We start from the raw sequence: 12761 nt of genomic DNA on the forward strand, positions 1-12761 counted from the left end.
TTTAGGCGCTACCGTACTTGTACGCGGTATGCCACGCGTGCAACTGCCACGGGACGCGCGGGCCGGGCCGACCAAAGCGGAGGTCAGGGCCGTCCTGCAGTCCAAACTCGGCTTGACGCCGTCGGACCACTTCGTGGAGGTCGGCTCCTGTACGGGGGCGGTCACCATCGAGGCGGCACGGCGGGCGGGCCGGGTGACGGCACTCGAACGGAAGACGGAGCGAGCGGAGGTCACACGCGACAACCTCGCGGCCAACGAGACGGACGCGGAGATCGAGTTGCGGGTCACGGAAGCGCCGTCGGGTCTGCCCGACGACGCCGATGCCCTGTTCCTCGGCGGGAGCCGCAACTTCGAGGGCGTCCTCGACCACGCCGTCGAGACGGGAATCGACCGCGTCGTGATGAACGTCTCGCGGCTGGAGGTCGCGGGCGACGCGACGCGGGCCTTCCGCGAGCGCGACCTGCTCTCCGAGGTCGTCCAGTTCCAGGTGAGTCACGGCTACGATCTCGCGGGCGCGACGAGTTTCGACTCGGACAACCCCGTCTACATGCTCGTCGGCGGGACGGGCGACGACGGCGAGCAGGTCGCGGCCGACGGCGGGACCGTTTCCGGTCGAGCGCCCACGGAGGGGCAGCGATGACGCTGTACGGCGTCGGTCTCGGTCCCGGCGATTCCGACCTCGTGACCGTGCGCGGGCGCGAGGTTCTCCAGGACGCGGACGTGGTGTACTCGCCGGGCCGACTCTCGCGAACGGTCGCGATCGAGCACGTCCCCGAGGACCGCATCGGCGACCTGGACTTCCCGATGACGAAGGACCCGGACGAACTCCGGCGCGCCTGGAAGGAGGCGGCGGCCGAGATCGCGCCCCGCGCCCGGGAGGGAACGGCGGCGTTCGTGACGCTCGGCGACCCCAACGTCTACTCGACGTTCGGCCACCTGCGCCGGACGCTCGCGGCGTTCCACGACGACGTGGACCTGGAGATCGTTCCGGGCGTGAGCGCGGTGACGGCCTTCACGACCGCGCTCGGCGTCGAGATCGACGCCGGGGCGGGCCTGTCGCTCCGGGAGGCCGCGAACGGGGCGTCCCCGACCGGGCCGAACCGGATGGTCCTGTTCAAGGTGACCGACGCGCCGGCGACCCACGAGGGACTGGTCGAGGCCGGCTACGACGTGACCTACGGCCGCCGGCTCTACATGGAGCAGGGCGAGACGCTGGTGACCGACGACCCGTCGGACATCGCGGAGCGGGACTACTACACGCTCGCCTACGCGGAGAAGCGCGGGCTGACGACCGACCGCGCGACCGACGCCTTCCTCGAAAGCACCGAACGCTCGGAGGGCATCGAACACGGGGACCCGGTGATGGGCGATGACTGAAGACACCACGGCGGACGCGGAGCACACTGCGGGAGACGTACAGGAGGGGATTCCCTTCATCGGCGCCGGCCCGGGCGATCCGGGGCTGCTGACGGTGACGGGCAAACGACTCGTCGAGGACGCGGACCTCGTGGTCCACGCGGGGTCGCTGGTCAACAGCGAACTCCTGGAGGAGTTCTGTGCCGACGCCGAGCAGGTGTCCTCCATCGGCAAGGACCTCGAAGAGCTGATTCCGCTGATGCGGGACGCCTACGAGGACGGGCGGACTGTCGTCCGGCTCCACAGCGGCGACCCGGCGATCTACGGCGCCGCGCTGGAGCAGATGGACGCGCTGGAGAGCGAGGGCGTGCCGACCTATTTCGTCCCCGGCGTGACCTCGGCGTTCGCGGCGAGTGCGACCCTCGGGACGCAGTTGACGCTCAACGAGGTCGCCAACCACGTCGCGTTCACGCGCCCGCAGGGCAAGACGCTCGACGAGGACGAGGATCACATCTCCGAGTTCGTCGGGATGGGCGACGTGACGACCTGCATCTACCTCGGGACCCACGCCGTCGGGGAGACGATGGACCGCCTCCTCGACGAGGGACACGACCCCGAGACGCCCGTCTCGGTGGTCTACCACGCCTCCTGGCCCGACGAAGACGTCATCACGGGGACCATCGAGACCATCGGCGACAAGGTCGAGGACGCGGGTTACCGCGCCTCCGCGATGGTCGTCATCGGCGAGGCCGTCACCGGCGGCGGCTACGAGCGCTCCTACCTCTACGACGGCTGGGCAAATCGCGGTTCGGAAACGGAGGCAGACGACTGACAATGAGCACCGACACCAACGACACGACCGACGCGGACGCATCGAATGACTCGGATGACTCCGGCGGCCACTGCTCGACCCCCGACAGCGACGGGGAAGTCGCCGATGACATTGCAATCATTTCCTTCGAGCGCAAGTGGGATACTGCGGAGGAAATCAAGGAGGGAATCGGCGACCGCTACGACAGTATCGACCTCATCGAGTACGAGGGCGACGTGTTCGAGCAGCACTGGGGCGAGTACGACTGCTTCGTCGGCCTGATGGCGAGCGGCATCGTGATGCGGAAGACGGCGGGCCTGCTGGACGACAAGTGGGAGGACCCCGCCGTCGTGGTCGTCGACGAGGAACTGACGTGGGCCATCCCAATCACGGGCGGCCACCACGGCGCGAACCAGGTGGCCGACGACCTCGCGTCGATGGGCGCGGTGCCCGCGATGACGACCGCGTCCGAGGCCGCGGACAAACAGGGCGTCGAAAAGCAGGCGAAGGCCCTCGATTCCCACGTCGTCAACGGCGACTCGACGGTCGCGACGAACCTCGCCGTCCTCGACGACGAACTCGGCCCCGTCGAGCGACTCGACGGGCCGAAGGCAGTGATGGTCGGCGACGACGTCACGGTACTGAAGCGCAACACGGACGACGGCGTCGTCCTCGGCACGGGCAGCGTTTCCGGTGCGAAGAAGGGCCAGTTCATCGAGGCCTGGGAAAGTGCCCTCGAAGGCACCGACTACGACATGGGCGACGTGGAGTTCGTCGCTACGGGCACGCGCAAGGAAGAGGAGGAGGGTCTGCTCGAAGCGGCCGCGGAACTCGACCTCGGCGTCGTCTCCTTCGAGAAGGAGACCCTGGAGGAGTTCGAGGGGCCGACGCCCTCCCGCTCGAAGGAACTGATCGGCTGGCCGGGCATCTCGGAGGCGTCGGCCATCGCCGGCGGGCGCGAGCACGAACTGGTCGCCGAGAAGGAGCGGTACGACGAAGCCGTCACGGTGGCGATCGGTCGATGAGCGGGACCGAGGACGGCGCGAGCGACGCTGAAGACGGGGCCGACGGTACTCCCGATGCGGACCTCGGCACGTTGTACGTGGTCGGCATCGGCCCCGGCCTCCCACACGAGATGACACAGGAGGCCCGCGACGTCATCACCACCGCCGACTGCGTGATTGCCTCGAACCTCTACCAGGAGTTCCTCCGGAAGGACGGGACCCTGCCGCCGGAGAGCGCCGCCGTCGAGGCGGCCGCCGACGGCGGGACGAGCGCCGAGGACGGCACGGCGGTCGCACCCGGTGAGGAGGGGACGGTACTGGAACGGCCCGACGGCTCCCGGCAGACCCTCGTCCGCTCGTCGATGGGGCGGCAGATCGAACTCGCGCGCGAAGCCTTCGAGCGCGTCCGCGCGGGCGAAGACGTGGCCCACGTCTCCGGGGGCGACCCGAACGTCTACGGGAAATCGGACCTGCTCTTCCTGATGGCACAGGAGGAGGACGCGACCGACGTTCCCATCGAGATCGTCCCGGGCGTGACGGCGGCGCTGGGCGGGGCGGCGAACGTCGGTGCCCCGCTCTCGAACGACTTCTGTACCGTGTCGCTGTCGGACAAGTGGCGCGGCTGGGAGGAGATCGAGGAGAAACTCCGGGCGGCGGCCATCTCGGGGTTCGTCATCGTCCTCTACAACTGCTGGCGCGACTACGAGCGGGCCATCGAGGTCATTCAGGAGGAACGGGCCGACGACGTGCCGGTCGCCATCTTCAACGACGCGGCCCGCGGCGAGGCCGGCCGGAACCTGGAGGACGAGACCCACACCATCTGCCGGCTGGACGAGGCGACCGAGCACGACGAGGAGGTCGGCGGGATGGGCACCTCGATCATCGTCGGCAACCACGAGACCGAGGTCTGGCGCAACGACTACGAACAGTTCCTGGTCACGCCCCGCGGCGGGCGTGACGTCGACGACTTCTGACAATGAGTACTGACGACACCACCACCGACACGACCGACGCGAGCACAGATACGACCGACGCGAGCACCGAATCGAAGTGTGGCGCATCCAGCGCCGATACCGCCGAGGCGAGCGCCGAGGCAAGCACCGACACCGAGTCGAAGTGTGGTGCCTCGACCACGGACGAGGAATCGTCGAGTTCGAAGTGCGGGGCGTCGTCCTCGTCGAGCTCGTCAAGTTCCGGCTGTGGCGCGAAAGCGGACGATGAGGAGGAGGAGGAAGTCGGCGCGACCGTGGACGACTTCGACGCCGACCCGGGACGGTTGATCGCGGTCGGACTCGGCCCGGGCCAGCCGGAGGGGATGACGACCCGCGCGAAATCGACGCTCGCCGAGGCCGAGCACATCGTCGGCTACACGACCTACGTCGACCTCCTCCCGGACGAAATCACGGAGTCGGCCGACGACATCTACGACACGCCGATGTGCGGCGAGGTCTCCCGGACCGAGGAGGCTATCGACCGCGCGCTCGCGGGCAACGACGTGGCGATCATCGGCTCGGGCGACCCGAACGTCTACGCCCTCGCCGGCCTCGCGCTGGAAATCCTGGAGTCGAAAGGCGGCACCGCGTCGATGGTCGACTTCGAGGTCGTCCCCGGCGTGCCCGCGGCGCAGTCGTGTGCGGCCCGCGTCGGCGCGCCACTGGTCAACGACACCGTCTCCATCTCGTTGTCGGACCACCTGACCGACATGCCGACCATCGAGTCACGCCTGCACGCCGCGGCCAAGGAGGGGTTCACCATCACCATCTACAACCCCTGGAGCCGGAAGCGGCGGGACAACTTCCAGAAGTGCTGTGAAATCCTGGCAGAGCACCGCGATCCGGAGACGCCGGTCGGCGTCGTCCACGGCGCGGGCCGGGAGGACGAGCAGGCCGAGATCGTCGAACTGCAGGAGCTGGCGGACCTGGGCGAGACGGACCTGATCGACATGACGACGACGATCATCGTCGGCAACGAGGACACGTACGTCTGGGACGATCGGATGGTGACCCCGCGGGGCTACGAGACGAAGTACGACTACTGACCATGCCACGCTACAGAGTCACCATCGACCGCGACGCCTGCGACGGCATCTTCGCCTGCCTGACCCGCGACGAGCGGTTCGTCGAGGACGCCGAGGGGCTAGCGACGTTCGACGCCGCGGACGCGACGATGCGAACCGACGAGGACGGGACGCGCATCGTCGCCGAGTTCGAGGACGACCGCCTGGCCGACGCGGAGGGGGCGGCCGCGGCCTGTCCGCCGGGGGCCATCGACGTGGAGGTGCTATCCTCGTGAGCATCGAGACCGGCTCGCCGGCGGACATGCTCGAAGCCCACCCGGAGACGGCGTACTTCTGGGGGCGGGTCGTCGGCGACGGGGATCTGACGAGCGACTGCGTGACCGTCCGGGCGGGCCACGAGACGGCCGCCCGGCGGCTCGCGGCCATCGCCGGCGCGGAGCAGGTCGACCACCGCATCGTCGAACGGCAGTACGCCCACGACACGTCGGTCACGCGGACGGAAGACGAGTACACGGTGCAGGTGTTCGGCCCGCTCGCGGACCGGGCGGGCGCGGCGCTGGGCCTGCCAATCGACGGCGACGCGGGCGGTTACCGCCTCGACGCGCTGGCCGACCACGACCGCCAGCTCCTCCGTGGCCTGCTGGAGGGGTGTGGGACGGTCTGTTTCAAGTCCGACGCCGGCGCTGTCGGGCTCTCGTTCGTCCACGACGACCGGGCGGTCCTGGAAGGCATCGACGGCCTGCTCGACGGGATTCCCGTCGACGCGCCGACCGGCGAGATCGGTGAGACCTCCTCGGGCGGCTACTGGTTCAGTATCGACGACGACGCCGTCCCCGACGTTGGCCCGTGGCTCTACGAGGGCAGCGAATCGTCGGGCCTGTTCGACCCCGAACGGCGGCGGAAACTCACCCGCAGTCTGGCGCAGGTAGAGGGATGAGCCGGAGCAGCGACCCCGAGGAGGGGACGGGGACCACGCCGACGCTGGCCGGCGAGCTGGACGACGAGGCGGTGCTGCTGGCCGGGCACGGCTCCCGCCGCGAGAAGTCGAACGAGCAGGTCCGGACGCTGGCCGCGGCGCTGGAGGAACGGCTCGGCGTCCCGGTCGACGCTGGGTTTCTCGAACTCGCCGAACCGTCCATTCCCGAGGCCATCGCGGGGTTGGCCGCGTCGGTCTCGCAGGTGACGGTCGTCCACCTCTCGCTGTTCGCGGCGAGCCACGTCAAAAACGACGTGCCGCTGGCTATCAACCGTGCCCGCTCCCGCCACGACATCGAGATCAACAACGGCTCGCATCTGGGCATCCACCCGGCCTTGGTGGACCTGCTCGACGACCGGGCCGAAACGGTCGAAGCCGACCTCGGCGTCGACCGCGAGGACGACGACGTTGCGGCCGTCCTCTGTGCCCGTGGCTCTAGCGACCCGGACGCCAACGCGGACGTGCACAAACTCGCGCGCCTGCTGGACGAGGGTCGTGAGTTCACCAGCGTCCACCCGACGTTCATCGGCGTGACCGAGCCGACGCTCGACGAGACGCTCCACACCGTCGCGAAGCAGCGCCCCGATGCCGTCGTCGTCCTGCCGTACATGCTCGGCGACGGGGTGCTGACCGGCCGCATCCGGGACGGAGCCGACGACTTCGACGCGGAGTACCCCTACGTGGACGCGGCGGCGGGCGACCCGCTCGGGACCGATTCGCGCCTGCTGGACGTGCTCGGCGACCGCTGGCAGGCCGCCCGCACCGACAGCGTCGAGATGTCCTGTGACACCTGCAAGTACAAGGTGGAACTCGACGGCTACGAGGAGGACGTGGGCGGCGCCCGCGCGATGCTCCGGGCGCTGAACCACCAGGCCGAGCACGCCGACCGCGAGAACGTCGACGACGACCCGCACGTCCACGACGCGCCGGAAAAGCACGTCGCAGTCTGTACCAACCAGACCTGCGCGGCCGACGGCGCGCCGGCGGTCCTCGAACGCCTCCGGCAGGCCGAACGGGACTCCGAGGCGTGCGACGCGCGCATCACTCGCTCCTCGTGTCTCGGCCGCTGTGGCGAGGGGCCGATCGTCGCCGTCTACCCCGACGGCGTCTGGTACGGCGACCTGGATCCCGACGACGCCGACAGCATCGTCTCGTCCCACCTCGACCGGGACCGCATCGTCTCCGAACTCGTCGATCAGACCCTCTGATCGAAACCCGCGACCACACGACTCATACACATCACACCATGACCTGCCACGAGATCGAAGCACTGAAACTCGGACTGATGAACGTCCTCGGCACCGAGGACCGTAGCGCACGCGACCACGCCCGCAAGGAACTCGGCGACGACGTTTCGGGCCCAATCGAGGCACTCGCCGAGGCCGAGACGATAGCGGACGTCCAGCGCCACCTCGACGCGGCGCTGGTCGACCTCGAGAGCGAGGTCGCCGCGGCGAGCGAGGACGACGCCGACTACGACTACCTCCGGGGCCGCCTCGTCGCCGTCCGCGACGCCGAGCGAGCAGTGGGCCGTCTGGCCGGCCAGGGCGAGGACGTGCTGGCCGGCCTCGGCGATGCCCACGACTTGCTCCACGAGACGTTCCCCGACGATGACTGACGGCGCGCTCGCACGGACTCGACCGCTCGGCGAGATCGCTCCCGCGGGGTCGCGCCAGCGCGGCCGCCGCTCGGCCGTCGCACTCACTGACGGGGCCCTCCTCGTGGGCACTGCCGAGGGTGATATCATTTCCTTCGAGAGAAATTCGTCGAGGGAGCGCTGGCGAGCCGCCCTCCCGGGCGACGGCGGCAGTATCGTGACACTGGCGACGACCAACGAGACTGTCGTTGCGGGCACGCGCGGCCCGGACGGCTGGGTAGCTGCCTTCGAAGGAGACACGGGGGCGGAACGCTGGCGCCACCGGACGGCCGACGACGTGGGCGAACCGACGAAGGACACGCGCTTTTTCCTGCCGTTCGTCGTCGACGCGGTGACGGCCGGCGACCGGACCTACGTCGCGGCCCGCCGGTACGAACGACGAGCGGCCGACGATGCAGCGCCCGACACGAACGACCGACACTTCGAGAGCGTCGTCTACGCGTTCGAGGCCGACGGGACCGTCGCGTGGCGCTACGAGGCCGACGCCTCGCCCATTTCGCTCGCCGCCCGCGACGACCGGCTGGCGGTAGCGTACAATCGCTGTCCCGGCGAGCACGGGTGCGGACTGGTCGTTCTCGACCGACGCACGGGGGCTCTCCGGGCGGACTGGGACCCCGGGACCGACGGTGACCGCCGCGTCGGCGACGTGTCGCTCGTTCCCGACGGTGCCGTCGCCGCCTCCCACGGCGACTACCGGGGATACGCGCTCGACCGCGACGGCGACGTGCGCTGGCGCGTCGACCTCGCGACACCGACCGACGTGGGTGACGAACGGCTCTACGCCTACCCGAACCACGTTCACGCGACCGCCGACGGCGCGGTCTTCCTGACGGGCAACACCTACCCAACCGAGGGCCGCGAGGCGGAGGGCCGCCACCCGAGCGAGCACACGGCGGTCGGCGTCGCACCGGACGGGACCCGGCGGTGGGCCGCCGAAATCGGCGGCTTCGCACACGGCATCGCTGCGGACGGCAGTCGGATCGCCGTCCCGGTCGCACAGCACTTCCGCGACCGCGACCCCTCGGGCCACGCGCTCCGGGTGTTTGCGGTGGCCGACGGCCGCCAGCACACCGTCGACGCGGCGGGCGTCGTGACCGCCGCGGCGCTCGACTCGGCGACGGCCGCGAGCGTCGAGGAGCCCGTCGTCTACCACGACGAGGGCGTCGAACACGGCGCGTACCGGCTCCACGTCACCGGCCTCTCCGCTGGCGAGTAGCGACTACGGTTCTTTTCGCAGACAGGCGGCTGTCGTCGGACAGAGCTCCGCGAACTCGGTGGTCTCCCGGATCGATGCGGGCACACTCGACCGGTTGATCCGTTCGTAGCCGCGGCCCGCGAAGAACTCCGCTGCGGTCGTCGTGAGGAGGTACAACTGCTCGACACCCTCGGCCCGCGCAACGTCTCCGAGCGCGCCACAGAGCGCGCTCCCGTATCCCGCTCCTCGCAAGGCCCGTTCGACGACGACCGACCGGAGCAGGCCGACGGTCCCCTCGGTTTCGATTCCTCCGATACCGACCCGAACGTCGCCGTCGTACCCGACGTAGAAACACTCGGGTTTCGAGGGCACGTCCCTCACCGGCAGGTCGTTTTGCTCCAGGAGCGACTCGACGTAGCGGAGCGCGTCCGGCTCGGCCGGTTCGAGCGTCACCGGGGGTGTACCCATAAGCGGTACTGGTCGCGCCAGACACTACGGGATTGCGGTACGAAAGGGGGCGTGTGATCGACCGCTCGGCGTCAGCCAGCGTGGTGGGCGGATCGCTCGGCTCGGTCGGCGTCGAGCCTGGGCGCCTCGTCCGTGCGCCCGACGAGCCAGGCGTGGGACGCGGCGAGTGCGCCCCAGAGGATGAGCTGGCCGGCGACGACGACGGCCCGGAAGGTCGTCGCGAGCGCCGCCGGAACGTGGCCGTGAAGCGGGTTCGCCGGCGCGAGTGCAACGGGCACCGCGAGCAGTGCGAACGGCACCGCGGCCCCGGCGAGTGCGACTGCGCGTCGTCGGTCGGCGAGCCGACGGTATGCCAGGACGGCACCGCCACAGGCCAGCGCGCCGAGCGCCATCATCCCGACGTACCACGCGGTGCGTGTCCCGGTCGGGAGCGACTGCTCGACGCCGGGGGCGACCGGTGGGAGGACGAGCCACGGCGCACCGGAGGCCGTCACGAACCCGGCCGCGCCGAGGAGGTAACTCCGGGTCCCCTCGCCGCCCGGCAGGAGCGGCTCGAGCAGGTAGTAGCCCACGCCGAAGACGAGGATCCCGAACAGGACGCCCCAGAGGACGCCCGCGCCGATGCTGACCGCCGTCGTGGTCGCCTCCGACACCGCCGCCCCGCCGTGACTGTGTCCCTGCTCGAAGCCTTCCGCGACCGCGATCAGATTGTTACCCACGAAGGCGACGTAGGCGCCGTGGACGAGGCCGCCGGCGAGCCCGGCGAGCAGGCCGCGCCGCAGGTAGTCGGTCGCCATCAGTGGCAGGTGATCCCCGCCGAGTGACGGAAGTTGTGCAGGGAGTCGTGCATCATCGGTTCCTGCACGACGAGGAGCGCGGCGCCGAGCGCCAGCAGGAGCGCGAGGCCGACGACCAGCTGGGTCCGCGACAGCGTCGTCCGTGCGTGTTCGATGCGTCCGTGAACCGTGTCCGTTTCCGTCTCCATTTGAAACTCTATTTGTTCCCTACACAAGCAAGATTGTAAAACTTCCGGGCACGGTGAGTGCGCACGGACCGGGGCGTCGCAGTCAGGAGTCGCGTGCGCCGCCGAGCGCGCGGTCGACGCGTTCGGGCGTGAGCGCGTCGAGGGGGACGTGCTGGCCGTCGGTGGTCGCGGCGATGTCGGCGGTCAGACTGGTCCGGCTGTCGTCGGGGTCGGTGTCGACGACGACGGTGTGGGCGTCCAGGCGGGCGAGTCGGCGGGCGGCCGCGCGCGTGTCGGCGGTCGGGGAGTCGGTACCGCTGTTGGCGCGGCCGTCGGTCACGACCACGACGACGGCGGCGTCCGGGTCGGCGCGGTCGAGCACGTCCGCGGCGGTCGACAGCCCGGCGGGGAGGGGCGTCCGGTCGCCGGTCGGGAGGTCCTTGAGGTGGCGGGTCGCGAGCGTCACGCTGTCGGTCGGCGGGAGGACGACCTCCGCACCCTCGCCCGCGAACGTGACGACCGCCACCTCGTCGCGGTGTTCGTACGCGTCCCGGAGCAGGTCGATGGCGACGCCCCTGACGGCGCGGATCGCCGGCCGCATCGACGCGCTCGCGTCGACCGCGAACACGACGAGCGTCCCTGCCGAGTCCGTCCGGACGGATTTTCTGAGGTCCCGGGAGCCGACCGCGTCGCTGCCGCGCGTCGCGGCCGCCCGCATCGACGCGACCGCGTCCACGTCGTCGTCCGCGCTCGCTCGCTCCGTCCGGACCCGCGCGCCCGTCCCATCGACGCTCGCGCCGGCGCTGGCCCGCTGTCCGTTCCCCGTGGCGTCGCCGGGGTCGACCCCGTCGACCGACGGCGCGACGCCGTCCCCGATTCCCTCGCGGGCGGCACCGGGGACGAGCGGCGTGCCGGTCTCCTGTTCGTCGCTCTCACCGTCGCTTCCGTCACCGCTTCCGTCGCCTCCCTCGCCCTCGCTGTCTGCCCCCTCGTCGCTTCCGTCCGATCCGCGTCCGTCCCCGTCGGCCGACGCCGGTTGTGGCTCGGGGCCGGTCCCGGATCCGGACTCGTTGCTGTCCTCCCCGTTGCCGCTCTCCGCGTCCTCGTCGCTCGCGTCGTCGGCACCGGTCTCTCCGTCACCCTGTTCGTCTTCGCCGCCGGGCTCGTCGTCCACGTCGCCGTCCGGGGCGTCGTTCTCGTCGGGACCGTCCGCCGCCTCGGCGTCGTCGCCCTCCGTATCGTCGTCCTCGCCCTCGTCGTCGAAGTGGTCGTCGACCACCTCGTCGGCGTCGGGGGCGTCCTCGAAGGGGTCGGACTGCATTCGGTGCGGGAGCGCGAGTTCGGCCGCGCGGCGCACGTCGCCTTCGATGACAGTCGGCCGGCCGTCAAGTGCCGCGAAGGTCCGTGCGACTCGCGCGGCCGCGATGTCGGCGCGGTGCCCATCGACGCCCGCCTCCCGGCACAGTTCCGCGATCTCGCGTTTGAACTCCGCGGGCAGTTCCACATCGGGAAGTGTCTTGCGTGCGGCCGCGAGCCGCGCGGCCGCGTCGAGTTCGCTGCCCTCGTCGTCGCTCCCGGCTTCGCCGGGGCTACCGTCCGTGCCGAGCGCGCGGTCGATGATCGCCACGCGGTCCTCGATGTCGTCACAGCCGGTGACGGTCGCCTGCAGAGCGAACCGGTCCCGGAGCTGTGGGCGGAGGTCCCCCTCCTCTGGGTTCATCGTCCCGACGAGGGTCACGTCGGCCGGATGCGTGACGCTCAGTCCGTCGCGTTCGACGCGGTTGACGCCGCTGGCGGCCGCGTCCAGAAGCACGTCCACCAGATGGTCGTCGAGGAGATTCACCTCGTCGACGTAGAGGATTCCCCGATTGGCTCGCGCGAGCAGTCCCGGCTCGAACTCCTTCGTGCCATCGAGGGCATCTTCGACCGAGAGCGTCCCGACGACACGGTCGCGGGTCGCACCGAGCGGTAGCGTCACGAGCGGGACCGGCCGCCGCTCGACCGGGGGGTCCTCGCGGTCCCGGCAGTCCGCACACTGCGAGTCGGGCTCGTCCGGCGGACAGCCGTAGGGACAGTCCGCGACCGCGCGCTGGTCGGGGAGACACTCGACGAGCGCCCGGACCGCCGTCGACTTGGCGGTCCCCTTCTCGCCGCGCACGAGCAGCCCCGAGAGGGCGTCGTTCGCGCCGACGGCCAGCAGGGCCTCCTTCAGCTCGTGCTGGCCGACGACCTCGTCGAACCCCAGCGGCGACAGCTTTTTGCCCGATCCGAAATCAACCATACTTGCTCTAGTAACAACAGAGGTTTAACAAC

The 12761-nt window shown here is 70.3% G+C and carries 15 protein-coding genes; 11 read left to right on the forward strand and 4 right to left on the reverse strand.

Translation table 11 applies throughout. The annotated features are described in order from the left end of the window. Positions 1-28: 28 nt before the first annotated feature. From cbiT to MUG96_RS04070, 11 genes are read left to right on the forward strand one after another with little or no spacing between them, the layout of a single operon-like run. Positions 29-640: a precorrin-6Y C5,15-methyltransferase (decarboxylating) subunit CbiT gene (cbiT, locus tag MUG96_RS04020; RefSeq protein ID WP_246986730.1), complete on the forward strand. Its 612-nt coding sequence runs from the start codon at positions 29-31 to the stop codon at positions 638-640. Next, complete coding sequence (locus tag MUG96_RS04025) at positions 637-1377, forward strand: cobalt-factor II C(20)-methyltransferase (RefSeq protein WP_246986731.1); 741 nt, start codon at positions 637-639, stop codon at positions 1375-1377. The genes cbiT and MUG96_RS04025 overlap by 4 nt, the downstream gene beginning before the upstream one ends. Next, on the forward strand, positions 1370-2188 hold the full coding sequence (locus MUG96_RS04030; RefSeq protein ID WP_246986732.1) for a cobalt-precorrin-4/precorrin-4 C(11)-methyltransferase: 819 nt from the start codon (positions 1370-1372) through the stop codon (positions 2186-2188). The genes MUG96_RS04025 and MUG96_RS04030 overlap by 8 nt, the downstream gene beginning before the upstream one ends. Before the next feature lie 2 nt (positions 2189-2190). Then, positions 2191-3192, forward strand: a complete 1002-nt coding sequence (gene cbiG / locus MUG96_RS04035; protein ID WP_246986733.1) for a cobalt-precorrin 5A hydrolase — start codon at positions 2191-2193, stop codon at positions 3190-3192. Further along, positions 3189-4145 carry a precorrin-3B C(17)-methyltransferase gene (locus tag MUG96_RS04040; protein WP_246986734.1) on the forward strand — a complete coding sequence of 319 codons (957 nt, stop codon included), beginning with the start codon at positions 3189-3191 and terminating at the stop codon, positions 4143-4145. The genes cbiG and MUG96_RS04040 overlap by 4 nt, the downstream gene beginning before the upstream one ends. Before the next feature lie 2 nt (positions 4146-4147). Beyond that, positions 4148-5209, forward strand: a complete 1062-nt coding sequence (gene cobJ / locus MUG96_RS04045) for a precorrin-3B C(17)-methyltransferase (RefSeq protein ID WP_246986735.1) — start codon at positions 4148-4150, stop codon at positions 5207-5209. Between the two features lie 2 nt (positions 5210-5211). Then, positions 5212-5463 carry a ferredoxin gene (locus MUG96_RS04050; protein WP_246986736.1) on the forward strand — a complete coding sequence of 84 codons (252 nt, stop codon included), beginning with the start codon at positions 5212-5214 and terminating at the stop codon, positions 5461-5463. Further along, the gene (locus tag MUG96_RS04055; protein WP_246986737.1) at positions 5460-6125 is read left to right on the forward strand and encodes a cobalamin biosynthesis protein; all 666 of its coding nucleotides are present in this window, start codon (positions 5460-5462) and stop codon (positions 6123-6125) included. Before MUG96_RS04050 ends, MUG96_RS04055 begins: the two co-directional genes overlap by 4 nt. Beyond that, entirely contained in the window at positions 6122-7372 is a 1251-nt protein-coding gene (locus MUG96_RS04060) for a CbiX/SirB N-terminal domain-containing protein (RefSeq protein WP_246986739.1), read from the forward strand. The genes MUG96_RS04055 and MUG96_RS04060 overlap by 4 nt, the downstream gene beginning before the upstream one ends. A gap of 38 nt (positions 7373-7410) precedes the next feature. Beyond that, positions 7411-7782, forward strand: coding sequence for a DUF3209 family protein (locus tag MUG96_RS04065; protein WP_246986741.1), 372 nt, complete (start codon positions 7411-7413; stop codon positions 7780-7782). Beyond that, the gene (locus MUG96_RS04070; protein WP_246986743.1) at positions 7775-9037 is read left to right on the forward strand and encodes an outer membrane protein assembly factor BamB family protein; all 1263 of its coding nucleotides are present in this window, start codon (positions 7775-7777) and stop codon (positions 9035-9037) included. The genes MUG96_RS04065 and MUG96_RS04070 overlap by 8 nt, the downstream gene beginning before the upstream one ends. A 3-nt stretch (positions 9038-9040) precedes the next feature. Here the strand turns inward: MUG96_RS04070 and arsN2 are convergent, their stop codons facing one another. The 4 genes from arsN2 to MUG96_RS04090 all read right to left on the reverse strand — a co-directional run bounded on the left by arsN2 (position 9041) and on the right by MUG96_RS04090 (position 12729). Further along, positions 9041-9484: an arsenic resistance N-acetyltransferase ArsN2 gene (gene arsN2, locus MUG96_RS04075; RefSeq protein ID WP_246986745.1), complete on the reverse strand. Its 444-nt coding sequence runs from the start codon at positions 9482-9484 to the stop codon at positions 9041-9043. A gap of 71 nt (positions 9485-9555) precedes the next feature. Beyond that, positions 9556-10281, reverse strand: a complete 726-nt coding sequence (locus tag MUG96_RS04080; protein WP_246986747.1) for a CbtA family protein — start codon at positions 10279-10281, stop codon at positions 9556-9558. Further along, a complete protein-coding gene (locus MUG96_RS04085; RefSeq protein ID WP_246986749.1) occupies positions 10281-10469 on the reverse strand; it encodes a CbtB domain-containing protein in 189 nt (62 codons plus the stop codon). Before MUG96_RS04085 ends, MUG96_RS04080 begins: the two co-directional genes overlap by 1 nt. Positions 10470-10551: 82 nt before the next feature. After that, complete coding sequence (locus MUG96_RS04090) at positions 10552-12729, reverse strand: VWA domain-containing protein (protein ID WP_246986751.1); 2178 nt, start codon at positions 12727-12729, stop codon at positions 10552-10554. Positions 12730-12761: the final 32 nt, after the last annotated feature.

The organism is Halorientalis marina (genome assembly GCF_023028345.1).
Classification (GTDB): Archaea; Halobacteriota; Halobacteria; order Halobacteriales; family Haloarculaceae; genus Halorientalis; species Halorientalis marina.